Raw genomic sequence first — 21,777 nt, 5'->3', positions numbered from 1 at the left:
GGTGGCATAAGGCTTTTTCTTATTTCAATTTGAATACCATCGCTTCATACGGACGTAATGTAATGTTATCTATCGATCCGATTTCTACATCGTAATTGTGTATGAATAATTCTGATTCACTATAACTAATATCCTCAGGCATTTCAAATACACTTTCATCCGCAGTAAAGTTTGCAATAACAAGTAGTTTTTCGTCTCCATATGTTCTTACATAAGCAAAAATAGAAGGATTATTCTCTAATATTAAATCATATGATCCATATACAACTATTTCATTATTTTTGCGTAGATCAATTAATTTCTTATAGTAATAAAAGATTGAACCTTCATCTTGGATTGCTTGTTTCACATTAATCTCTTTATAGTTAGGATTTACAGTAATCCAAGGCTCACCCGTTGTAAATCCAGCGTGATTCTGATCATCCCACTGCATTGGAGTTCTAGCATTATCACGACCCTTTATATAAATAGATTCCATTACTTTTTCTATATTTTCACCATGGTCTATCACTTTTTCTTTATACATATTTAACGTTTCAATATCTCTATATTCATCAATTGATTGGAATCGAACGTTCGTCATTCCGATTTCTTCACCTTGATAAATATATGGCGTCCCCTTCATCATATGAAGAACTGTCGCTAACATTTTTGCAGATTCAATGCGATACATTCCATCGTTACCAAAACGAGATACAACGCGAGGCTGATCATGGTTATTCCAATAAAGGCTATTCCATCCGGTATGCTCTAATGCTTTTTGCCACTTTGTTAAATTCTCTTTTAAAGTAAGAAGTGAGCATGGTTTTACATCCCACTTTCCACCTTCTCCTGAATCTAAATCCATATGTTCAAATTGGAATACCATTTGCAACTCTTTTCGTTCTTCTCCAGTATACAATTTGGCTTCTTCTGTCGTTACACCTGGCATTTCACCAACCGTCATAATATCATAATTCGATAATACTTCCTCATTCATTTCATGCAAATATTTATGAATGTTTGGACCGTTCATAAAATGTTTATGACCTGAAACATAACCATCTTCATCTGTTTCAACTGTTGGTAACCCTTCTTCTTTAGAAATAAAATTGATAACATCCATGCGGAATCCATCAATTCCTTTTTCTAACCAAAACTTCATCATCTCATAAACATCTTGTCTTACCTTTTCATTATCCCAGTTTAAATCCGGTTGTTTTTTAGAAAACAGATGTAAATAATATTCATCCGTCATTTCATCATACTTCCATGCAGATCCACTAAAAGCAGCTCCCCAGTTGTTTGGTTCTTTCCCTTCTTTTCCAGGACGCCATATATAGTAATTTCTATATTTATTATCTTTTGATTTACGTGATTCAATAAACCAATTATGTTCATCAGATGTATGATTAACAACTAAATCCATCATCAATTTCATATTACGTTCATGCATTTCATGTAATAGTTCATCCCAATCTTCCATTGTTCCGAACTCGTTCATAATTTTACAATAATCACTTATATCGTAACCATTATCATCATTTGGAGATTCATAGACTGGTGATAACCAAATCACATCAATCCCTAACTCTTTTAAGTAATCTAGCTTTGAAATAATCCCTTGAAGATCTCCTATACCATCACCATTACTATCCATAAAGCTACGAGGATAAATTTGATATACTACGCTTTCTTTCCACCATTGTTTTTCCATTATGCTACCCCATTTCATTCATAATTCATTTTTCTCTTTTTTAAGGCGCAAACGTTTTCATTAATGAATGATAACAGATTCTATCTCAATTTAAAATAGCGCTTACAATTTTTATTGTTCTTTTTCTAAGAAAACATGCGAAAATCACTAATAACTCTCCAATATATGAAAACGTTTTATTTTTTTATTTATTTTTTGAATCTATTCGTTTATAATGAACTCAAAGAAAACGTTTGCATAATTATTTCTAGGGGGAAATACCATGGCAGAACTTAAATTAGAAAACATTTATAAGATATATGATAATAACGTAACAGCTGTAACTAATTTTAATTTACACATTCAAGATAAAGAATTTATCGTATTTGTCGGTCCTTCTGGATGCGGAAAATCTACAACATTACGAATGGTAGCTGGACTCGAAGATATTTCAAAAGGCGAGTTTTCAATTGATGGTAAACTAATGAATGATGTTCCTCCAAAAGATCGAGATATCGCAATGGTCTTCCAAAACTACGCTCTTTATCCACATATGAGTGTATATGATAATATGGCATTTGGATTAAAACTTCGAAAAATACCAAAAGATGAAATCGATCGTCGTGTAAAAGATGCAGCAAAAATTTTAGGACTTGAACAATATTTAGATAGAAAACCGAAAGCATTATCAGGTGGACAGCGCCAACGTGTTGCGTTAGGTAGAGCAATCGTTCGAGATGCAAAAGTTTTCTTAATGGACGAGCCATTATCAAACTTAGATGCTAAACTCCGTGTTGCAATGCGCTCAGAAATTTCTAAGCTACATCATCGCCTTGGAACAACAACAATTTATGTAACACACGACCAAACAGAAGCAATGACTATGGCTTCGCGTCTTGTCGTTATGAAGGATGGAAAGATTCAACAAATTGGAACACCAAAAGAAGTATATGAAACACCAGAAAACATTTTCGTGGGTGGATTTATCGGGTCACCAGCGATGAACTTCTTCCGTGGTAAATTGACTGAAACCGATTTCGTTATAGATAATACTATAAAAATCAAAGTATCTGAAGGAAAAATGAAGATGCTACGTGAACAAGGCTATGTAAATAAGGAAATTGTTTTAGGTATTCGCCCGGAGGACATTCATGATGAACTACTATTTTTAGAAGCTTCACAATCTACTACTTTCACAACAAAAATTGAAGTTGCTGAATTGTTAGGTGCTGAATCTATTTTATATATGAAACTTGGAAATCAAGATTTTGCAGCACGTGTTGATGCAAGACATATATTCTCACCTGGAGACCAAATTAAATTGGCATTTGATTTAAATAAAGCGCATTTCTTTGACAGCCAAACAGAACAACGTATTCGCTAAAAAAATTTCCTTCTATATAACATACAAAAAAACCGTCCACATATATCGAGGGCGGTTTTCATTATTATACTAGGGCTTCTACTGTATGAAATGATTGTCCTTTCGTGCCAATAATACCGAAAATCGGTAAATCACTAAGCACCACTTCTTCTTGCTGTTTCATAAAAGATGACGTTAATTGTTTTATCTCTATCCAAACGTCATTAATACAAAGTACATTGGAATCGTTCTCTTGTTGGCGAGAAAAAATCGAATCTATTTTATATAAACCAGCATTTTGAAAAAGCATGTCAATGCGACTGAATGCATTCAAAGTAATGCTAATAACGCGTTGCCAATCTCCTTGCTTTTCCATATCATAGAATACAAAAAGGGCTTCTCCGCCTAGATTCGTAATTTCCTCCACTGTTGCTTGTCCACTTTCTTGATCAATGTCCGTCACAATTACTTTTGCGCCTTGTTTAGCCAACAAAAGAGCTGTATTACGTGCAATACCGATGCCACCGCCAGTTACGATAGCAACTTTTCCTGCAAGCTTCATTTTCATTACCCCTTCTATAAGTCTTACCGTCATTCAGTATACTCCTTTATGAGATTATTCTGCAAGCAAGAAAAATTGCTATTCGATTTGTAAACGTTTACTTTTTATCCTTCTTTTTTCTTACTCTTACGCTGATCAAGAACTAGACCGATAAAAATGAGAATGCCCCAAAAAATTATGCTACCTCCTGTCATCTCAACTTCCCCCTTATTATATAAAGTAAAACTTTAATCAGCCCCGAATGGTGAGATAAAGATATTATTTTTAATTATTATACCATTATCTTAATTTTCAATCTATTATAAATAGAAATGACACATTTTAGCTTTTCCTTACTGTAAATATTCACAATATACTTATAAAATAAAAAAAGACCCTTTTTATATATAAAAAGGGTCTTTTTTTATTTTATTATACAAGACTTATTATTTTCGTCTTTGTAATTAAGTCCTGAAAACCGCAATTGTCTTTGCGGAACAACATCATATATACGTTACATATTAATGGAATTCCTAATAGCAATACGTTCGGTAATAACACTACAAAAAATCTTATAATTAATGTTTGCAACGTTAGCTTTTCACTCTTCAATGAAATTAATTTTATTCTCGTTACCTTTTTGCCAAGTGTAACACCGTTCCAAATAAAGGGTAATACAATAAAATATATCGCCATTAATATGAAAACTACTGCGAAATCATATCTAAAATCACCTAAGCTTATATTAAAGCGCTTAAACATAGCACTATAGTTTCCGGTCATAATAGCTACTACTGCACCATACATAACCGAGATTAAAAACATGTCAATTAGGGAAGCACCTATGCGATTCATTACAAGCGCTGGACGATGCATCTTTAACTTCATTTTATGTCGACTCCTTCATATCCTTCTTTACCCGTCTCATCGTACCACTTCTAAAAAACATTGTAAACTAGCGTTTCTCTTACTTTTCTTGTACAATTTGTTACAATAGCATTATAAAGGAGGTTCCCATATTGAAAAAATGGATAATCCTATTCGTCGCCTTCCTATTAACTGGTTGTGCAGGAAACACAAGTCACTTAACTTATACGGTTAACGATGAATACGAACTCATACGTACTTCTGGAAATGCATTTGAACTTTTCCCCTCGCAAGATGCTGTATATGCCACACAATACATCCCTGCAAAAATTACAGACATTGCTTGGGATGATAAATACATTATTGCAAAACAAACTGAGGAAAAATCAGATCCAAATAACCCTGACGCAGCAATTGCAAATAAAAAAAGTGAACATTATTGGATTATTGACGTAAAGCACAATAAACGTTTCGGTCCCTACAATGAAAAGCAATTTAACGAACAAAAAGATGCGTTTAAAATTAAGGTACCTTTTCAAAATGTAGATTCATACATAAAAGAAATAAAAAAACAGTCAGCATAATATTTGAGTGCTGACTGTTTTTCTTACATTATTTTAAAAACACCTTACTCCGAAAGTGAGATATTAAACGTTTGTGACTCTTTTACAACATCTTGTGTTTCTGAATCTCCTGCAAGTAAATCATCAGTTGTAAACTGAATATCCTTTACTTTGTCTTTTCCATCGTCAAGTATTAAACCAATAATACCATCTCTTGTTTCACCAGGCTTATAGTCTTCTCTTGACACATTTTTTGTACCGACTAACGTATCTTCATCATATAAAAAGTTTTGAGTCGCTACTTTAAAATGTTGCTTACCATTAATCATAACATCATTCATAGAGAAAAATTGCATATTTTTATTCCCGCTATTCTCCACTTTATATGTAATCTCAACGTAACGAATTGTATTACTAATCTCTGTTCCACTTAGCGATGCATATAATTCTGCATCTTCTTGGCTTACTTTATCCCCTAATCTACGTTTTACTTCTTCAGGAGTTAGTGCCGTGTATACTTTCAATGTATTTTTTGCTTTTTCACTCATCTGTGATAAAGAAATTACTTTCACATCTTGTACGTGAATTTTCATTGGCGCTACTTCAAATGTTTGATTCACAGAGTGCATCTGCTCTAACTTGAAAGTACCCCATCCTGTTTCTTTCACTTTTTGTCCTACTTTTTTCAGCTCACGCCCACCATATTCTTTCGTTTCAGGAATAGATTCTTTTTTCTTCGGTTCAGCTTTCTTTTCTTCTTGATGGAAGCAACCACTTAACATAAGAAGAAAACTACATAAAACAAAAATACTTTTCCATGCTTTCATCATTTCATTTCTCCTAACACTATCATTCATGAATATAAAATTAGTCCCTTGCCTTGTAAACTATAGAAACAATGAAAAGTCCACAAAATGAACTTGTCAGTCCAGATACTATTATACCTCCAATTTGGAAAATATGAAAATAGGGATCTAGGAACGCATGCACGATAAATATAATAGTTGCCACAACAATTACTGAAATCCAATACTTTCTTTTTTCCGAAGCTAAAATAAGGTCTTTACCCATTTCATTTCTATATTTCCATAAAACGTATACTAATAATAGAAAACCAATACATGTACTTCCATGTTGCATATATTTATAAACAGGGATACCGTACCATTCTCTTTGCAATAATGGTATTTTCATAACAAAATAGCCTGTCTTATGAGTGAATGCATCCCAAACAACATGCGTTAACATACCGAATAATGCTGAATAACAAAATATAAAAAGATCCTTCCATGTATGAATCCTCCACCCCTTATCTACTACATATATATAATACCCAGCAAATGGTTTAGGTAAATGTGTTATAAAAGGCTTTTTTAAAATGTAATGATATATACATGCTAATAAGAAGACAAGTGGTAAATTTAAATATAAGAACCCAAGCCACGTATGCCCAATAACACCATACGGTCTAAAGTGTAAAAAATATTCAAAGTCAGGCGCCATACTACCTAATATAAGAGCCGTTACTGACATATATTTAGAATGCTTTTTCGCAAAAGGAAGAACTGCTGCTGGATGTGCAAATGTAAACGGCATACTTTAACTCCTTCTCACATTTTCAATAGAATACCATCTATCATAACGAGAGAATAGATCTTCATGCAATATTTATTTTCACATTGGAATATGATAGTTTAAATGATATAATCCACATAAAATATTCAGAAAATAAGGAAGGGATTCAGGTGTCATTAACACTTGTATTTGCTGCCTTTTTAGATTCAAAATCCGTTATGAATTGAGGTTTATATATTGATTGACGTACCCTTTTTACAAAATGTCACATTAAAAAAAGAAAATATCCCTAGTTTTTCCGCATATCCTTACTGCTTACCCGCTATCCGAACATTACAATCACTAGCTTTCCATCCAAATGTAACATTCATTATTGGAGAAAACGGAACGGGTAAATCAACATTACTTGAAGGAATTGCAATTGCGTTAGGTTTTAATGCAGAAGGTGGAACGAAAAATTTCCGCTTTAGCACAAACGATTCACATTCATCTTTACATGAATACCTTCGAATTTCAAAAAGTTTCAATACACCAAACGACGGTTTCTTTCTTCGCGCTGAATCTTTTTATAACGTTGCTTCTTATATTGATGAAATAGATGCTATAAAATCTTATGGCGGCGTTTCACTTCACGAGCAATCACATGGTGAATCATTCTTTTCCTTATTTATGAACCGTTTTTCAGGACAAGGTTTATACATTTTAGATGAGCCTGAGGCCGCTCTATCACCAATGAGACAACTTTCCATGCTCATTCGAATGCATGAACTAGCGGAACAAGGTTCACAATTTGTTATTGCGACGCATTCTCCTATTTTAATGGCTTACCCTGAATCTACTATATACTCTTTAACACAAGAGGGGATTCACGAATCCACATTAGAAGAAACCGAGCATTACCAAACAACGAAACTTTTCTTTGAAAATCGTGATCGATTATTTCATCATCTATTTGAGTCATAAAAAAAGAAGCAGCAATAGCTGCTTCTTTTTTATAGTGCTTCTATAAATAAGGCAACCCCGATACCGCCACCGACGCATAAAGAGGCAATTCCTTTTTCTAACCCACGTCTTTTTAATTCGTGAATTAAACTTACCGTAATACGAGCCCCTGTACAACCAATTGGATGCCCAAGTCCTACGCCACTACCGTTTACGTTCACTTTTTCACGGTCTAAACCTAACTCTTTCTCTACAGCTAAATATTGAGCCGCGAAAGCTTCATTAATTTCAAGTAAATCTGCATCTTCTAATGACCAATCCACTTTTTCTAAACCTTTACGAATTGCTGGTGCTGGTCCAATACCCATAATTTTCGGGTCTACTCCAGCTACTGAATATCCAACAATTCTAGCTAACGGTTGTAAGCCTTTTTCTTTTGCTTTTTCTTCGCTCATTAATACTAGAACTGCACTTCCGTCATTCAGGCCAGATGCATTACCTGCAGTTACAGACCCATCTTTACGGAATGCTGGTTTTAACCCTGCTAATTTTTCCGCTGTAATATCTGCACGTGGATGCTCATCCTTCGAAAATACTACTTCTTTTCTACGTTCTTTTATTGTAATAGGAACAATTTGATCGTCAAAGTGTCCAGACTCGATTGCCTTCAGTGCCAATGTATGACTGCGAAGAGCAACTTCATCTTGTTCCTCTCTTGTAATTTCATATTGTTCAACTAAATTTTCCGCTGTTTCACCCATCATAATATGGTGAATCGGATCTTCTAACACTTCCCACACCGTATCACGAATTTCTCCGTGCTGTAGACGTTGTCCCCAGCGGTGCTGTTTCAATGCATAAGGGCTCGAACTCATCGCTTCTACTCCACCTGCAACAACAACATCACTTACACCTAATTGGATTTGCATTGCAGCTGACATAATTGCTTGCATACCTGAAGAACATTGACGTTGGATTGTATATCCCGTAACTGTGTCAGGAAATCCTGCCGCTAATGCAGCTGTTCTCGCCGTATTTGCTTCATCAGTTCTTTGAATACAATGACCTAAAATTACTTCATCAACTTCATGTGGTTCTACCCCGCCTCGTTTTACAGCTTCCTGAAGTACAGGAACAGCTAATTCTACTGGCGTTACATTTTTTAGCGCTCCTCCAAAAGTTCCAATTGGCGAACGAACTGCAGCTGTAATAACAACATTATGCATTTTGTACTTGCCCCTCTCTTATGTACCCTAGTCAGTTTTTAGGTGAAATTCCATAAGATGTATATCTACAACTATCATACTATAAACATACTAAAAAATCAAAATATTTAATATAATAAAAATAGAAGGAATTAACCTTCTATTCTGTCAGTGCATATAAAAACTTTTGTAAAATTTTCTCTGTCGTTTCATTCAATTTTGGCAACTTATCTACTGGAAAATATTGAAGTTTCAACCCTTCATGATCGAGCTTTAATTCCCCGCTCACATGATGTGCCTGATACAGATGAATGACATTGAAAATTTCATCGCCATTCGGATAACGGAAATATACTTCTTTTCCTGATAGAACACCAAGAAATTGCATTATTTTTGCAGTTAACCCCGTTTCCTCAAATAACTCTCTACGTGCCGTTTCTTCTGTCGTTTCACCCAGTTCCATCGCCCCGCCAGGTACACCCCAATCATATGTATCTGAACGATATTGAAGCAATACTTCTTGATTATCATTTAATATAATGATTGCTGATCCTACGAGAATAAGCGGTCTTGTACCAACGACTTTTCGTAACTCTTCAATATACCCCATATGTAAATTCCCCTTTCCCTAACCTCCCTTATCATAACAAAATTTCTCTCTTTTTGTTCATGTAATTTTAAAGAAAAAAAGGAAGCTTTCGCCTCCATTTTTTCACCTTTATTTCTTAAAACTTTCATATTTTACAGCTTCAAAAGCTTCCTCAATTTCATCATTACGATAATGGACATATGTAAAACGGCCCAATTCTACTAATCTTGCTATTTCCTGTAACGCTTTATGCTGCTCATATGTTTCTTTCAGCTTAATATGTACATAAAACTTCATTAAAGGATGTTCATATAAAGGTTCTCCCACCTCTACATATACATCTTCAACCCCTTGTACAACTCTTACATAACTCGCAAATTGATAAAGTGCTTCTCTGTCTGAAACGATTTTTAATGTATACATATATTCTCCCCCTTTCCTTTACTATATCAAAAAGACGACCACACAATGTTATAGAACTATGAAATTTTTTCGACTTGTCATCTATATATTCAATAAAGAAGGCGTTTATCCATACATGACATCTTTTTCCCACATATATTATAGGAAGAACTTTTTTCATTTGAGGTGTTCCTTATGGATCCATACGTCAATATATGTATTTGTATTACTCCCGGTGCCGATATTTCTGATGACCGCATCGCAAAAGATTTAGCTGTTGCAGAATCAATTTGGCACCCCATTACATTTCAAATTCAAGAAGTAATTGTATTAAATGAACTTTTCCGTTTTTTTGACCGTGAAATCAGTTATAAAAATTCCATTCAAAGTCAAGAAAAGTTGGCATCCTTTTTCCAAACATGTGTAAATGAAGCTCCTGAATGCGACCTTTATATTTGTTATATTGGCAGTGATTATTTCAAAGAAACAGCAGTAATTGCCTGCGCTTATTCTTTAGCAAAACAACAGCAACTTACTGGCTATATCGTTTTAACAAATTCGGCTGCCCCTATGAAAAATATATATACGCTCGCTCACGAAATCGGTCATATTTTATTTACAAGACGTATTCATGGAAAACTTACTCATGCAGATCCTCATTCTCCAACCGGTTCGGAGCACCACCCTTCTCCAACAAATCTTATGTATCCAATAGTCCCTCGTCCAGAAAACGTTCATATTCATTCCTTATTAACAGCAGAACAAAAAGCGCTCTCTTTACAAAGCTCTTTACTACAAAGAAAAAAACAGTAACCCTCATGTTACTGTTTAAAACAACTTGTTCCAATCAACAAACCAAATTCCGGCTGCTAGAAATAAAAATAGACAACTAAATGTAAATGTAATCCCTCTAAAAATCCCTATATAATATTTCTTTGGAAATAATTTTTTGCATATCCAGAGCAGCCGCTTTTTATTGAATTTCTAGTTCCCAATTTTTCTTTCTTCAATTTTTAAAGACCATCTCATTAATCCATATATACTTCCATACATAAGTAAGATCTTTGCAATTCCCCAAAATACATTTCTTTCTTCTAAGTCTTTAAATAAGAACATAATCGCAAGAGGAACAATTAGTACCACAACACCCATCCAACCAAGAACATATACTTCACCAATAAGAAGTAATAAAAATATAGTTACTGCTAATATATATGTCTGTATTGTCGACAATTGTAAAATTGGCGTCCCATACCATTTATTCATAAATATTAATAACACTAATAATAAAATAGGTATCATCACTACTACATAAATAATTCCAAACTCTACTAATTTACTTTTAAAAGAAGACATTCTAAACGCAACAATCGTTCCAATAATCGTAATGATTAAAACGATAGGATAACCGATTAACTGTACATTCGTTAACGTAAATTGTTGATTCGGATTTCCAAATAAAATATTTGTAAGTAACCAATATCCTCCTATTCCAATTATCATTCCTAAAATAGTCTTTATACTCCCGCTTTTATCCTTCTCCATCTCTTTCGCTAATTCTTCCGCATACTCTTTTGGTGAGTCACCAAATATGTCCCTTACCGTCTTCCCCTTTTTTTCACCTTCTATTAAATGAAGCTCTGCATCTTCTAGAAAGGCGTCCACCTCTTCTTCTTTAATCCCTTTTGTTATTAAATATACTTTCGTATCGATTAAAAACTTTTCTCCTTCTTTAGAAACATTCATTATAACCCCTCCCTTATTTAACCATTTCTCTTCTATTCGTCTTCATCATAATTTCAAGGAAAATTAAAATAAACAAACTTCCGTATAAACATATAATTTGAAATAACATTGGCATGAGATCTTCAGATGTAAATGTTTTAAACATTAACATAATAGAAAGCGGAATGATTAAATATAAGTTTTTAAACCATCCTTCAAAATATATATTTATAGCTACTGTTATCATAAAAATCCCACCAGCTACTATATAACTTTGGACTTCGGTGAATGTGAGCATTTTTGTAGGATATATCACATCTAATATCGTAACAGCTCCTAATAAAAACAATGGAGCAATCATAACTAAAGACCACATGGAAAACCATGTTTTTGTAAAGCTTGTGACGAAGGTCATTTTGCGAAGTAGAAAATTAGGACCTATAACAACTAAAATCAATGAAAAACTGTAACCGATACACTGAATAAGTGAAATCTGTAACATTCCATTATTCACTATTAAGATAGAAGCAATAATCCAAAAAGATACGATATTCATTACTGTAAAACCAATTTGCTTCCACGTTTCCTGTCTATCTCTTTCCATCACTTTTACAAGTTCATTTGCATATTCTTTCGGTGAGCTTCCGAAAATATCTTCTACACTCTTCCCCTCACTCTCACCTTCTATTAAATGAAGTTCTGCGTCTTCTAAAAAGTTTTCAATATCACTTTCTTTCACACTCTTTGCCGTCAAAAATAATCTCATATCTAACAAAAACTTTCGTGCTTCACTTGATAACATTATTTTCTCCTTCCCTTCCCTTCAAGTAGACGTTCTACACTACTTTGCATCGCTTCCCAGCGATCCATAAATTCATCAAGTGCTTCCTCGCCTTTTTCTGTTAATGTGTAATATTTTCTCTTTGGACCAGATGGAGATTCCTTCATTACGCTTGTTATTAGTCCTTCTTTTTGCATTCGTATTAATAACGGATAAATACTTCCCTCACTCGCCATTGTAAAACCATACTTTGCTAGCTTCTCACTCATTTCATAACCGTATATTTCGCCTTCAGAAATAATAGCAAGTAAGCATCCTTCTAAGATCCCTTTCAGCATTTGACTTGTCGACATAATTCAAATCCTCCTACTATCTTGTTTTACAAGATAGATAAGCGTAAGTATCTTGCTTTACAAAATAGTATAGCAAAGACTATTTTGCAAAACAAGATAGCTAACGATATTTTTTCCAAATGTTTGCAGGATTTTCATTATAACCTCTCTAAATAGAGCACTATGAAAACTTTATTATGAAGGGATGTTTTTCATCATGGTTACAAATCGAGTTGTCTTTTTAACAGGTGCTGCGAGTGGTATTGGATATGAAATGGGAAGTGCTTTTGCAAAAGAAGGTGCAAAAGTTGTGATTACTGATCGTCTTGAAGAACGTGCGAAAGAAGCTGCTGAGCAATTACAAAGTGAAGGTTTTCAAGCTATCGGTTTAAAATGTGACGTTACATCTGAAGAGGAAATTACAGCATCAATTTCTCAAACAGTTAGTCATTTCGGTTCATTAGATATATTAATTAACAACGCAGGAATGCAACACGTTTCACCCATTGAAGACTTTCCAACGGAAAAGTTTGAGCTACTAATTCAAATTATGCAAATTGCTCCGTTTATCGCAATTAAGCATGCCTTTCCGATTATGAAACAACAAAAATATGGTCGTATTATTAATGTCGCTTCTATTAACGGCCTTGTCGGGTTTGCTGGAAAAGCTGCCTACAATAGTGCAAAACATGGCGTAATTGGATTAACAAAAGTTGCCGCTTTAGAAGGTGCTACGCATGGTATTACTGTTAATGCCCTTTGCCCTGGTTATGTCGATACCCCTCTTGTACGTAATCAACTACAAGACTTAGCTACTACACGAAATGTACCACTTGAAAATGTTTTAGAAGATGTTATTTATCCACTCGTCCCACAAAAGCGCTTATTACAAGTACAAGAAATCGCTGATTATGCTATGTTTTTAGCGAGTGAAAAAGCTAAAGGTATTACTGGTCAAGCTGTCGTTATCGATGGTGGCTATACTGCTCAATAAAAAATAAAGTTTGCTCAAGAAGAGCAAACTTTATTTTTTATTGCGAGGATCTTCGTACTTTAGTAATTGCCGCGGGAGCTTCTCAATTGCAACAATTACCCCCTCTAATTTACTTTCAATACGGTGGAGTAAATATAATGTTACAACAATTGGAAACCCTACATTACCTATCATCTTGATCCACTCTTCCATCCTCTTCTCCTCCTTTCATTATATAAGTAAGAGAAAACAATGCATTTAGGCATAAAAAAACAAGCTATTATGTATTAGCCTGTTTTTCAAATAATGATGCAATTTCTCGTTTATAATCCCCGCTTATAATACCTTTCTCAGTAATAATTCCTGTAATTAATTCGTTCGGTGTTACGTCAAATGCAGGGTTATAAACATTCGTTCCAATTGGTGCTACTTGTTTTCCAAAGATTTTCGTAACTTCTGTTTCATCTCTTTCTTCAATAATTATTTCGGCTCCAGTTTCTTTCGTAACATCAAATGTTGACAGTGGCGCAGCAACATAAAATGGGATATCAAAGTGCTTTGCTAAAATAGCTAAATTCATTGTCCCTATTTTATTTGCCGTATCTCCATTTGCGACAATTCGATCCGCCCCTACAATAATTGCATTTATTTCTTTCGTTTGAATAGCATGAGCTGCAGTATTATCTGTAATAAGGGTCACATCAATATTTGCTTGCTTCAATTCCCAGGTCGTTAAGCGACCACCTTGTAAAACTGGTCTCGTTTCACACGCATATACATGTAAACGCACACCTTTCTCTTTTCCAATATAAAAGGGAGCTAATGCAGTTCCATATCTGGCAGTTGCGATACTTCCAGCGTTACAGATTGTTAAAATATTATCGCCATCTTTAAAACATGTTAACGCATATTCCCCAATATTTCGGCACACCTCTTCATCTTCCTGCTGAATGCGAAGCGCTTCTTCTTCTAATGTTTTTTGTGCTTCTTTTATTGTAGTAATCTCTCGAATAGATTCTCTCATACGATCAATTGCCCAAAATAAATTTACTGCTGTCGGGCGTGACGTTCCTAAATAATTACAATCTCTATTAAACTTCTTTTGAAATTCTTCAATATGTACAGTGTTATATTTTTTTGATGCAAGCGCCAAGCCAAATGCAGCTACAATTCCAATTGCAGGCGCTCCTCGTACTTCTAACATTACGATACTTTTCCAAACCTCTTCAATAGTCGTCAATGTTTTGTATTCTGTGCTATGCGGCAATTTCGTTTGATTTAATACCGCAATTGCATCACCTTTCCAGCTTACAGATCTCGGAACAGTAACAATTGTACTCACGCTTTTACGCCCCCTGAAACTGTCTGTTGAAATAATGTTCGAAACAGTTGAATATCAGCACTTTTAGATTCATATTTTATTAGTTCTTTACCTAAGGATAGCGCTTGTTTCTTAGCTTGAATTCTTGTTTCTTTATTTTCTATTTCATCTAAATCTGCTACATGAGCTAAACCAATTGTTCTACGAATCAGTTCACATCCGGCAAATCCAACTGCATCAGTAAAGATATTTTGCAAAATAATTGGTAACCATTGTTTTTCTTTCGTATATGCTTCTACACCTTCTCCAATCCATAATTTTGTAAATTTTTCCACAAAATAACTCCACGTCTTTTCTATATGGAAAAATAGTACACTTCTTTTTTCTTCTTCTCTAGATAAAGCATTTAGTAATAGATTTGCAATAAATTGACCTATGTCAAATCCAAATGGGCCATATGTCGCAAATTCTGGATCAATCACTTTCGTTTCAGAAGGTGACGAAAAAATACTACCAGTATGTAAATCACCATGAATAAGAGTTTCTTTTCTTGTTAAGAACTTATATTTATATTGTGCTACTTTTAGTTTTAAAGTTTTATCACTCCAAAGTTCATCAACCACTAGCTGTAAATCTGGCTCATAATCATTTGTATCATAATGTCCAAACGGATCTGTAAACACTAATTCCTCTGTAATTTTACAAAGGTCCGGATTTACAAAGGTACCTTCTAGTACCCTCTTCTCTTCTGACTGTAAACCAAAATCTGAAGTGTAAAATAAAACATGTGCTAGAAAACGGCCGATATGCTGGGATAAAAGCGGATATTCTTCTCCGTCTATTAATCCTTTTCTTGTAATTGTTAGTCTTGATAAGTCTTCTATTACCGTTATCGCTAACTCTTCATCATGACTGTACACTACTGGAACATAATCCGGTACATACTGCGCAAAAATTTGTAATGCCTTGCTTTCAATCGTTGCTCTTTTTATAGATAATGGCCAGCTTTCACCAACTACTTTCGCATAAGGCAGTGCTTGTTTTATTATAATTGATTTCTCTCCATCATCTAATTTGAACACGTAATTTAAGTTTCCGTCTCCAATTTCATGACAAACGACATTTGCCTTTGCTTCAAAATAGCCATGATCTTTCGCATATTGTACAGCTGTTATTTCTGTTAATGAATAATATCCCATCGTCTTCTCCCCCTTTTTAAATTCAGAGGTTTTTCTAACATAGAAAAACCTCTTTCCACTAAGAAAGAGGTTTGAAGTTTATCTTCTCCCCTCTTATCTGCCAGAAAGTTTTACTTTCTGCTGGAATTAGCACCGTGCCTTTTGGCGTAATAAACGCCCCATTTTACAATGGTATTACGGTCGGTTGCTGGGCTTCATCGGGCCAAATCCCTCCACCTGCTCTTGATAAGAGTTGTATAATTTTTTGAATTTTTAACTTTATGTTGAAGACTATACCAAGAATAAAAATCACTTGTCAACATTTTATTTGTATAATTCTGGACGGCGATCCGCAAAAACTGGAATTCCTTTACGTACTTCTTTAATTTTCTCGAATTCAAGCTCTCCAAATAAAATTGATTCCTCTTCATTCGCCTCTACTACAACTTCACCCCAAGGGTCCACAATTAAAGAATGACCCGCAAATACATTATTTGGATCCTTTCCCGCTCTATTACATGCAACAACATAACACTGATTTTCAACTGCTCTTGCTTGCAATAGCAAACGCCAATGTGCTAAACGAACTAATGGCCATTCTGCTACAACAAATAATACTTTTGCCCCTTTAGCAGTATGGACACGCATCCACTCTGGAAAACGAATATCATAACAAATTGTTCCAGCGCATTCAACATCATCCAGCTTAAATTCGCCCGTACCATTACCGGCTATTAAATATTTATGTTCATCCATAAGCTGAAATAAATGTACTTTACTATATTCGTTGACTAGCTGTCCTTCATTATTTACAACATACATCGTATTTGTAACGCCTTGCTCTGTTTGCTTTGCTATAGAACCACCAACAATATGTACATCATATTGCTTCGCCCATTCTATTAACTTTTCTTTCGTTTCCACTCCATCCCTATCTGCAATTTCAGAAAGTCTCGTTAAATCATATCCTGTTGTCCATAGTTCTGGTAAGACGATAACATCTGGCCTTTCCTTCATAGCTTCGCTTATTTTATTTTTAGCATTCTCAATATTTTTTTCTACATCTCCAAAAACAATATCCATTTGAATACATGCGACTTTCATTTTTTCAGCCCCATTCTTATTTTTTTCTTTACAAAATACTGGAAAGATTATATCATTTGTCACTAGAATTGTAACAACTTTCAAAAGAGGTGGAAAGTATGAAATTATTTCAACCTTCTGAGATAGTAACATCATTGCCAACACAATTTTTCGCTTCACTTGTTGCAAAAGTTAACAAAGTCGTTGCAGCTGGTCACGATGTTATTAATCTAGGTCAAGGTAATCCAGATCAACCAACACCGCAGCATATCGTAAAAGCTTTACAAGATGCTGCCGAAAAGACCATTCATCATAAATATCCGCCATTTCGCGGACATGAAAGCTTAAAGGAAGCCGTGACTACATTCTATAAACGTGAATACGGCGTCGAATTAAACCCAAAAACTGAAGTTGCTATTTTGTTTGGTGGGAAGGCTGGACTAGTAGAATTACCAATTTGTTTTACAAATCCTGGTGATACAATTCTCGTTCCGGATCCAGGCTATCCAGATTATTTATCTGGGGTTGCCTTAGCAAAGGCACACTTTGAAACCATGCCGCTTATTGCAGAAAATCATTTTTTACCGGATTATAAAAAAATTGACGACTCTATCGCTGAACGGGCAAAGTTAATGTTTTTAAACTATCCAAATAACCCTACAGGTGCTACTGCATCAAAAGATTTTTTTGATACAACCATTCATTTTGCTAATAAACATAATATATTAGTTGTTCACGATTTCGCTTACGGTGCTATCGGATTTGATGGTCAAAAACCTGTTAGTTTCTTGCAAGCAGATGGTTCGAAAGATATAGGAATTGAAATTTACACGTTATCAAAAACTTTCAATATGGCTGGCTGGCGTATTGCTTTTGCAGTTGGAAATGAAAGTGTCATCGAAACCATTAACCTATTGCAAGATCATATGTATGTTAGTATTTTTGGTGCAATTCAAGATGCTGCTCGCGAAGCACTATTAAGTTCACAGTCTTGTGTAGTAGATCTTGTAAATAGTTACGAATCTCGGAGAAACGCTCTTATTTCAGCTTGTCACTCAATTGGTTGGAATGTAGACATTCCAACCGGATCATTCTTTGCATGGCTTCCTGTACCAGAAGGTTATACATCCGAGCAATTTTCTGATATTTTACTAGAAAAAGCACACGTTGCAGTTGCTCCTGGTGTTGGATTTGGTGAACATGGCGAAGGGTATGTCCGTGTTGGTCTCTTGCATACAGAAGATAGATTACGAGAAGCCATTAATCGAATTGATAAATTAAATTTTTTCAAAAAGTAATTGACAACATGAAAAATATCTGACAAAATTCAGTTATCTTAAAAATTTAAACATTTCTAAATACTTCTTATCAAGAGCAGGTGGAGGGACGAGCCCGACGAAACCCGGCAACCGATCTACAATCGTAGACACGGTGCTAATTCTCGCAGCATTATGCTGACAGATAAGGAGCTGGTTGTAAAAAAACCTCTCCTTAGCTGAGAGGTTTTTTTATTTAACTAGGAGGTTATAACAATGAGCGGAATTATAGCGACGTATTTAATCCATGATGATTCACATAACTTAGAAAAAAAGGCTGAGCAAATTGCACTTGGTTTAACAATTGGCTCTTGGACTCATTTGCCACAATTATTGCAAGAACAATTAAAGCAACATAAAGGCAACGTCATTCATATTGAGGAATTAGCTAAACATGAACATACGAATTCGTATTTACGTAAAAAAGTAAAACGCGGAATTATTAAAATCGAATATCCGTTATTAAACTTCAGTCCAGATTTACCAGCAATTTTAACGACTACATTTGGAAAGCTATCCCTTGATGGCGAAGTAAAATTAATTGACTTAACTTTTTCAGAAGAATTGAAAGAACATTTTCCTGGTCCAAAATTCGGGATAGATGGGATTCGAAACCTTTTACAAGTGCATGATCGTCCCCTTTTAATGAGTATTTTTAAAGGAATGATTGGACGAAATATTGGGTATTTAAAAACGCAATTACGTGATCAAGCAAGTGGTGGTGTAGATATAGTAAAAGATGATGAAATATTATTTGAAAATGCATTAACACCACTTACGAAACGCATTGTATCTGGAAAAGAAGTTTTACAATCCGTATATGAAACATACGGACATAAAACGTTATATGCCGTAAATTTAACAGGACGAACTTTTGATTTAAAAGAAAATGCGAAACGTGCAGTGCAAGCTGGAGCTGATATTCTATTATTTAACGTATTTGCTTACGGACTAGATGTACTGCAATCACTTGCAGAAGATGATGAAATCCCAGTTCCTATTATGGCACACCCTGCTGTAAGTGGTGCTTATTCAGCATCTAAGTTATATGGAATTTCATCTCCATTATTACTCGGAAAGCTACTACGCTATGCTGGGGCTGACTTTTCATTATTCCCATCTCCATACGGAAGTGTTGCGCTAGAAAAAGAGGAAGCTCTTGCTATCTCAAAATATTTAACTGAAGACGATGCATTTTTCAAGAAGAGCTTTTCTGTTCCATCTGCTGGTATTCACCCTGGTTTCGTTCCCTTTATTGTACGAGATTTCGGTAAAGATGTTGTTATTAATGCTGGCGGCGGGATACATGGACATCCAAATGGAGCGCAAGGCGGTGGTAAAGCTTTCCGTACTGCAATTGATGCTACTTTGCAAAATAAACCACTCCATGAAGTAGATGACATAAATTTGCATAGTGCACTACAAATATGGGGAAATCCCTCTCATGAGGTGAAATTATGAGTATTCAAGTATTTTGTGATTTCGATGGCACGATTACAAATAATGATAACATTATGTCCATTATGGAAAAATTCGCACCACCAGAAGCTGAAGAAGTAAAGAATAGAATTTTATCACAAGAGCTATCTATTCAAGAAGGTGTTTCTCAATTATTTCGATTAATACCTACTCATCTGCACGATGAAATTATTCAATTTTTAATAGAAACTGCTGAAATTCGTAATGGTTTTCATGAATTTATACAATTTGTAAATGAAAATAACATTTCTTTTTACGTTATATCAGGTGGAATGGATTTCTTCGTCTATCCACTCTTACAAGGACTCATTCCAAAAGAGCAAATTTACTGTAATGAAACAGATTTTTCAAATGAATACATTACGGTGAATTGGCCTCATCCTTGTGATCATCATTGTCAAAATCATTGCGGATTATGTAAATCATCACTCATCCGTAAATTGAGTGATACGAATGACTTCCATATTGTGATTGGAGATTCAATTACTGATTTACAAGCTGCGAAACAAGCAGATAAAGTATTTGCTCGTGACTTCCTTATTACAAAGTGTGAAGAGAATTATATTGCTTATACACCGTTTGAAACATTCCATGATATTCAAAATGAATTAAAACATTTGTTGGAGGTGAAATCATGAAACAACTTTTTCGTCAATGGTATGACTTAAGCGAGATAAAAAAAGAATTAACAACTCGAAATTGGTTCCCAGCAACAAGTGGTAATATTTCTATAAAAGTTAGTCATGAGCCACTTACTTTTCTCATTACAGCAAGCGGTAAAGATAAAACAAAAACCACTCCAGATGATTTTCTATTAGTAGATCATGTAGGAGTTCCCGTTTTAGAGACTGAATTACGCCCTTCAGCAGAAACAATATTGCATACACATATTTATAACAATACGAATGCCGGGTGCGTACTTCATGTTCATACAACTGATAATAATGTCATCACAAATTTATATAGTGATGCAGTTACCCTTCAAAATCAAGAAATTATTAAAGCTCTCGATATTTGGGAAGAAGGGGCAACAATTCACATTCCTATTATCGAAAACCATGCCCATATCCCAACGCTTGGAGAAAACTTCCGAAAGCATATACAAGGTGATTCGGGAGCGGTATTAATCCGTAACCACGGTATTACCGTATGGGGCCGAGATAGCTTTGATGCAAAGAAGAGATTAGAAGCTTATGAGTTTTTATTCCAATTTCATATAAAACTATTATCAATTCAAGGAGGCGTTTCTAATGGCGCAAATTCGTATTCATGAAGTAAATACTCGTATTGAAAATGAAGTGGAAGTATCTAAATTTCTACAAGAGGAAGGCGTTTTATATGAGAAATGGAATATTTCTAAACTTCCTACTCATTTAAATGAAAATTATTCTTTAACAGATGAAAACAAAGCTGAAATATTAGCTGTTTTTTCAAAAGAAATCGCTGATGTTTCAGCACGTCGAGGTTATAAAGCACATGATGTAATTTCACTTTCAAATAGCACACCTAACCTTGACGAATTATTAATTAATTTCCAAAAAGAACATCATCATACAGACGACGAAGTCCGCTTTATCGTCAGTGGTCATGGCATTTTCGCTATTGAAGGCAAAGATGGGAAATTCTTTGATGTTGAACTTGAGCCAGGCGATCTAATATCTGTTCCAGAAAATGCAAGACATTATTTTACCTTGCAAGATAATCGTCAAGTTGTAGCTATTCGTATTTTTGTAACAACTGAAGGCTGGGTTCCAATCTATTAAGGTAGTTAGTTGAATAAAAGGACTTGGATCCCCTTTTCCAAACTTTTATTCACTCTACATATATACATCCTCCTATGGAACAGGCTTATTTCACTTTTGAAATA

General features: G+C 34.7%; 26 protein-coding genes, 1 pseudogene and 2 riboswitches. Of the genes and pseudogenes, 10 read left to right on the top strand and 17 right to left on the bottom strand.

Translation table 11 applies throughout. From position 1 onward, the window contains the following. Positions 1 to 19 precede the first annotated feature (19 nt). Positions 20 to 1,696 (bottom strand): oligo-1,6-glucosidase, encoded by a 1,677-nt coding sequence (gene malL, locus OXT04_RS16200; protein WP_267415897.1) that lies wholly within the window; start codon positions 1,694 to 1,696, stop codon positions 20 to 22. Positions 1,697 to 1,958: 262 nt separating this feature from the next. Here malL and OXT04_RS16195 point away from each other — a divergent pair, with 262 nt between their 5' ends. Next, positions 1,959 to 3,059 (top strand): ABC transporter ATP-binding protein, encoded by a 1,101-nt coding sequence (locus tag OXT04_RS16195; protein ID WP_267415895.1) that lies wholly within the window; start codon positions 1,959 to 1,961, stop codon positions 3,057 to 3,059. A 64-nt stretch (positions 3,060 to 3,123) separates the two neighbouring features. Here OXT04_RS16195 and OXT04_RS16190 read toward each other — a convergent pair whose 3' ends face one another. From OXT04_RS16190 to OXT04_RS16180, 3 genes are all read right to left on the bottom strand, one after another. Next, entirely contained in the window at positions 3,124 to 3,633 is a 510-nt protein-coding gene (locus OXT04_RS16190) for an SDR family NAD(P)-dependent oxidoreductase (protein WP_000218406.1), read from the bottom strand. Positions 3,634 to 3,704: 71 nt separating this feature from the next. After that, positions 3,705 to 3,794, bottom strand: coding sequence for a hypothetical protein (locus tag OXT04_RS16185; protein ID WP_000145638.1), 90 nt, complete (start codon positions 3,792 to 3,794; stop codon positions 3,705 to 3,707). A 217-nt stretch (positions 3,795 to 4,011) separates the two neighbouring features. Beyond that, entirely contained in the window at positions 4,012 to 4,467 is a 456-nt protein-coding gene (locus OXT04_RS16180; RefSeq protein ID WP_000769080.1) for an RDD family protein, read from the bottom strand. 131 nt (positions 4,468 to 4,598) lie between these two features. On the opposite strand from OXT04_RS16180, the gene OXT04_RS16175 reads away from it, so the two are divergent. Further along, the gene (locus OXT04_RS16175; RefSeq protein WP_000758789.1) at positions 4,599 to 5,030 is read left to right on the top strand and encodes a DUF3997 domain-containing protein; all 432 of its coding nucleotides are present in this window, start codon (positions 4,599 to 4,601) and stop codon (positions 5,028 to 5,030) included. 44 nt (positions 5,031 to 5,074) lie between these two features. On the opposite strand, the gene OXT04_RS16170 is transcribed toward OXT04_RS16175, so the two are convergent. Beyond that, the gene (locus OXT04_RS16170; protein WP_000973900.1) at positions 5,075 to 5,839 is read right to left on the bottom strand and encodes a hypothetical protein; all 765 of its coding nucleotides are present in this window, start codon (positions 5,837 to 5,839) and stop codon (positions 5,075 to 5,077) included. Positions 5,840 to 5,876: 37 nt separating this feature from the next. Further along, positions 5,877 to 6,605: a DUF4184 family protein gene (locus OXT04_RS16165; protein ID WP_097996793.1), complete on the bottom strand. Its 729-nt coding sequence runs from the start codon at positions 6,603 to 6,605 to the stop codon at positions 5,877 to 5,879. Between the two features lie 216 nt (positions 6,606 to 6,821). Here OXT04_RS16165 and OXT04_RS16160 point away from each other — a divergent pair, with 216 nt between their 5' ends. Continuing rightward, a complete protein-coding gene (locus tag OXT04_RS16160; protein ID WP_000568001.1) occupies positions 6,822 to 7,547 on the top strand; it encodes an AAA family ATPase in 726 nt (241 codons plus the stop codon). A gap of 29 nt (positions 7,548 to 7,576) precedes the next feature. Here OXT04_RS16160 and OXT04_RS16155 read toward each other — a convergent pair whose 3' ends face one another. The 3 genes from OXT04_RS16155 to OXT04_RS16145 form a co-directional block, all read right to left on the bottom strand. Continuing rightward, positions 7,577 to 8,752, bottom strand: a complete 1,176-nt coding sequence (locus tag OXT04_RS16155) for an acetyl-CoA C-acetyltransferase (RefSeq protein ID WP_000552075.1) — start codon at positions 8,750 to 8,752, stop codon at positions 7,577 to 7,579. 139 nt (positions 8,753 to 8,891) lie between these two features. Then, entirely contained in the window at positions 8,892 to 9,341 is a 450-nt protein-coding gene (locus OXT04_RS16150; RefSeq protein ID WP_000540529.1) for an NUDIX hydrolase, read from the bottom strand. 108 nt (positions 9,342 to 9,449) lie between these two features. After that, on the bottom strand, positions 9,450 to 9,743 hold the full coding sequence (locus OXT04_RS16145) for a DUF3928 family protein (protein WP_000288330.1): 294 nt from the start codon (positions 9,741 to 9,743) through the stop codon (positions 9,450 to 9,452). A 174-nt stretch (positions 9,744 to 9,917) separates the two neighbouring features. Between OXT04_RS16145 and OXT04_RS16140 the strand changes: the two genes are divergently transcribed. After that, complete coding sequence (locus OXT04_RS16140; protein WP_000371605.1) at positions 9,918 to 10,535, top strand: ImmA/IrrE family metallo-endopeptidase; 618 nt, start codon at positions 9,918 to 9,920, stop codon at positions 10,533 to 10,535. Between the two features lie 15 nt (positions 10,536 to 10,550). Here OXT04_RS16140 and OXT04_RS16135 read toward each other — a convergent pair. The 4 genes and pseudogenes from OXT04_RS16135 to OXT04_RS16120 form a co-directional block, all read right to left on the bottom strand. Next, positions 10,551 to 10,694 (bottom strand): annotated as a pseudogene (locus tag OXT04_RS16135) (DNA-binding protein); the annotation flags it as partial. 12 nt (positions 10,695 to 10,706) lie between these two features. Further along, complete coding sequence (locus OXT04_RS16130) at positions 10,707 to 11,468, bottom strand: DUF1129 domain-containing protein (RefSeq protein WP_001103075.1); 762 nt, start codon at positions 11,466 to 11,468, stop codon at positions 10,707 to 10,709. 13 nt (positions 11,469 to 11,481) lie between these two features. Next, complete coding sequence (locus tag OXT04_RS16125; RefSeq protein WP_000952892.1) at positions 11,482 to 12,249, bottom strand: DUF1129 domain-containing protein; 768 nt, start codon at positions 12,247 to 12,249, stop codon at positions 11,482 to 11,484. Next, complete coding sequence (locus OXT04_RS16120; RefSeq protein ID WP_000107977.1) at positions 12,249 to 12,581, bottom strand: PadR family transcriptional regulator; 333 nt, start codon at positions 12,579 to 12,581, stop codon at positions 12,249 to 12,251. The genes OXT04_RS16125 and OXT04_RS16120 overlap by 1 nt, the downstream gene beginning before the upstream one ends. 196 nt (positions 12,582 to 12,777) lie before the next feature. Between OXT04_RS16120 and OXT04_RS16115 the strand changes: the two genes are divergently transcribed. Beyond that, positions 12,778 to 13,554, top strand: a complete 777-nt coding sequence (locus OXT04_RS16115; protein ID WP_000258450.1) for a 3-hydroxybutyrate dehydrogenase — start codon at positions 12,778 to 12,780, stop codon at positions 13,552 to 13,554. 30 nt (positions 13,555 to 13,584) lie between these two features. Here OXT04_RS16115 and OXT04_RS16110 read toward each other — a convergent pair whose 3' ends face one another. From OXT04_RS16110 to OXT04_RS16095, 4 genes are all read right to left on the bottom strand, one after another. Further along, a complete protein-coding gene (locus tag OXT04_RS16110; protein WP_000393338.1) occupies positions 13,585 to 13,746 on the bottom strand; it encodes a YvrJ family protein in 162 nt (53 codons plus the stop codon). Positions 13,747 to 13,813: 67 nt separating this feature from the next. Next, entirely contained in the window at positions 13,814 to 14,875 is a 1,062-nt protein-coding gene (mtnA, locus tag OXT04_RS16105; protein ID WP_000104616.1) for an S-methyl-5-thioribose-1-phosphate isomerase, read from the bottom strand. Next, a complete protein-coding gene (gene mtnK / locus OXT04_RS16100) occupies positions 14,872 to 16,053 on the bottom strand; it encodes an S-methyl-5-thioribose kinase (RefSeq protein WP_097822471.1) in 1,182 nt (393 codons plus the stop codon). The genes mtnA and mtnK overlap by 4 nt, the downstream gene beginning before the upstream one ends. 90 nt (positions 16,054 to 16,143) lie before the next feature. Further along, a riboswitch (SAM riboswitch) is annotated at positions 16,144 to 16,285 on the bottom strand. A 71-nt stretch (positions 16,286 to 16,356) separates the two neighbouring features. Further along, on the bottom strand, positions 16,357 to 17,220 hold the full coding sequence (locus OXT04_RS16095; protein ID WP_016512349.1) for a carbon-nitrogen family hydrolase: 864 nt from the start codon (positions 17,218 to 17,220) through the stop codon (positions 16,357 to 16,359). A 14-nt stretch (positions 17,221 to 17,234) separates the two neighbouring features. Here OXT04_RS16095 and OXT04_RS16090 point away from each other — a divergent pair, with 14 nt between their 5' ends. The 5 genes from OXT04_RS16090 (at position 17,235) to OXT04_RS16070 (ending at position 21,673) form a co-directional block, all read left to right on the top strand. Then, the gene (locus OXT04_RS16090) at positions 17,235 to 18,413 is read left to right on the top strand and encodes a pyridoxal phosphate-dependent aminotransferase (protein WP_072940328.1); all 1,179 of its coding nucleotides are present in this window, start codon (positions 17,235 to 17,237) and stop codon (positions 18,411 to 18,413) included. A 64-nt stretch (positions 18,414 to 18,477) separates the two neighbouring features. Next, positions 18,478 to 18,583: riboswitch (SAM riboswitch) on the top strand. 64 nt (positions 18,584 to 18,647) lie between these two features. After that, on the top strand, positions 18,648 to 19,892 hold the full coding sequence (gene mtnW, locus OXT04_RS16085; protein WP_097822472.1) for a 2,3-diketo-5-methylthiopentyl-1-phosphate enolase: 1,245 nt from the start codon (positions 18,648 to 18,650) through the stop codon (positions 19,890 to 19,892). Continuing rightward, positions 19,889 to 20,548, top strand: a complete 660-nt coding sequence (gene mtnX / locus OXT04_RS16080) for a 2-hydroxy-3-keto-5-methylthiopentenyl-1-phosphate phosphatase (protein ID WP_000027487.1) — start codon at positions 19,889 to 19,891, stop codon at positions 20,546 to 20,548. Before mtnW ends, mtnX begins: the two co-directional genes overlap by 4 nt. Continuing rightward, a complete protein-coding gene (locus OXT04_RS16075; protein ID WP_000811341.1) occupies positions 20,545 to 21,183 on the top strand; it encodes a methylthioribulose 1-phosphate dehydratase in 639 nt (212 codons plus the stop codon). The genes mtnX and OXT04_RS16075 overlap by 4 nt, the downstream gene beginning before the upstream one ends. Beyond that, on the top strand, positions 21,161 to 21,673 hold the full coding sequence (locus tag OXT04_RS16070) for a 1,2-dihydroxy-3-keto-5-methylthiopentene dioxygenase (protein ID WP_097822473.1): 513 nt from the start codon (positions 21,161 to 21,163) through the stop codon (positions 21,671 to 21,673). Before OXT04_RS16075 ends, OXT04_RS16070 begins: the two co-directional genes overlap by 23 nt. Positions 21,674 to 21,777: the final 104 nt, after the last annotated feature.

Origin of the sequence: Bacillus sp. GC_Bacil_1, assembly GCF_026540675.1 — a bacterium.
GTDB classification, from domain to species: Bacteria; Bacillota; Bacilli; order Bacillales; family Bacillaceae_G; genus Bacillus_A; species Bacillus_A cereus.
The sequence above is the reverse complement of the archived record's forward strand: the minus strand, read 5'-3'. Positions and strand labels throughout refer to the sequence as shown.

Excerpts from the sequence above, each read along its gene's own strand:
- OXT04_RS16075 (WP_000811341.1), top strand. The coding sequence starts at position 20,545 with ATGAAACAACTTTTTCGTCAATGGTATGACTTAAGCGAGATAAAAAAA.
- OXT04_RS16130 (WP_001103075.1), bottom strand. The coding sequence starts at position 11,468 with ATGAATGTTTCTAAAGAAGGAGAAAAGTTTTTAATCGATACGAAAGTA.
- OXT04_RS16140 (WP_000371605.1), top strand. The coding sequence starts at position 9,918 with ATGGATCCATACGTCAATATATGTATTTGTATTACTCCCGGTGCCGAT.
- OXT04_RS16125 (WP_000952892.1), bottom strand. The coding sequence starts at position 12,249 with ATGTTATCAAGTGAAGCACGAAAGTTTTTGTTAGATATGAGATTATTT.
- OXT04_RS16115 (WP_000258450.1), top strand. The coding sequence starts at position 12,778 with ATGGTTACAAATCGAGTTGTCTTTTTAACAGGTGCTGCGAGTGGTATT.
- OXT04_RS16170 (WP_000973900.1), bottom strand. The coding sequence starts at position 5,839 with ATGATGAAAGCATGGAAAAGTATTTTTGTTTTATGTAGTTTTCTTCTT.
- OXT04_RS16090 (WP_072940328.1), top strand. The coding sequence starts at position 17,235 with ATGAAATTATTTCAACCTTCTGAGATAGTAACATCATTGCCAACACAA.
- mtnK (WP_097822471.1), bottom strand. The coding sequence starts at position 16,053 with ATGGGATATTATTCATTAACAGAAATAACAGCTGTACAATATGCGAAA.
- OXT04_RS16070 (WP_097822473.1), top strand. The coding sequence starts at position 21,161 with ATGGCGCAAATTCGTATTCATGAAGTAAATACTCGTATTGAAAATGAA.
- OXT04_RS16180 (WP_000769080.1), bottom strand. The coding sequence starts at position 4,467 with ATGAAGTTAAAGATGCATCGTCCAGCGCTTGTAATGAATCGCATAGGT.
- mtnW (WP_097822472.1), top strand. The coding sequence starts at position 18,648 with ATGAGCGGAATTATAGCGACGTATTTAATCCATGATGATTCACATAAC.
- OXT04_RS16110 (WP_000393338.1), bottom strand. The coding sequence starts at position 13,746 with ATGGAAGAGTGGATCAAGATGATAGGTAATGTAGGGTTTCCAATTGTT.
- OXT04_RS16195 (WP_267415895.1), top strand. The coding sequence starts at position 1,959 with ATGGCAGAACTTAAATTAGAAAACATTTATAAGATATATGATAATAAC.
- OXT04_RS16190 (WP_000218406.1), bottom strand. The coding sequence starts at position 3,633 with ATGACGGTAAGACTTATAGAAGGGGTAATGAAAATGAAGCTTGCAGGA.
- OXT04_RS16165 (WP_097996793.1), bottom strand. The coding sequence starts at position 6,605 with ATGCCGTTTACATTTGCACATCCAGCAGCAGTTCTTCCTTTTGCGAAA.
- OXT04_RS16185 (WP_000145638.1), bottom strand. The coding sequence starts at position 3,794 with ATGACAGGAGGTAGCATAATTTTTTGGGGCATTCTCATTTTTATCGGT.
- malL (WP_267415897.1), bottom strand. The coding sequence starts at position 1,696 with ATGGAAAAACAATGGTGGAAAGAAAGCGTAGTATATCAAATTTATCCT.
- OXT04_RS16145 (WP_000288330.1), bottom strand. The coding sequence starts at position 9,743 with ATGTATACATTAAAAATCGTTTCAGACAGAGAAGCACTTTATCAATTT.
- OXT04_RS16150 (WP_000540529.1), bottom strand. The coding sequence starts at position 9,341 with ATGGGGTATATTGAAGAGTTACGAAAAGTCGTTGGTACAAGACCGCTT.
- OXT04_RS16155 (WP_000552075.1), bottom strand. The coding sequence starts at position 8,752 with ATGCATAATGTTGTTATTACAGCTGCAGTTCGTTCGCCAATTGGAACT.
- mtnX (WP_000027487.1), top strand. The coding sequence starts at position 19,889 with ATGAGTATTCAAGTATTTTGTGATTTCGATGGCACGATTACAAATAAT.
- OXT04_RS16120 (WP_000107977.1), bottom strand. The coding sequence starts at position 12,581 with ATGTCGACAAGTCAAATGCTGAAAGGGATCTTAGAAGGATGCTTACTT.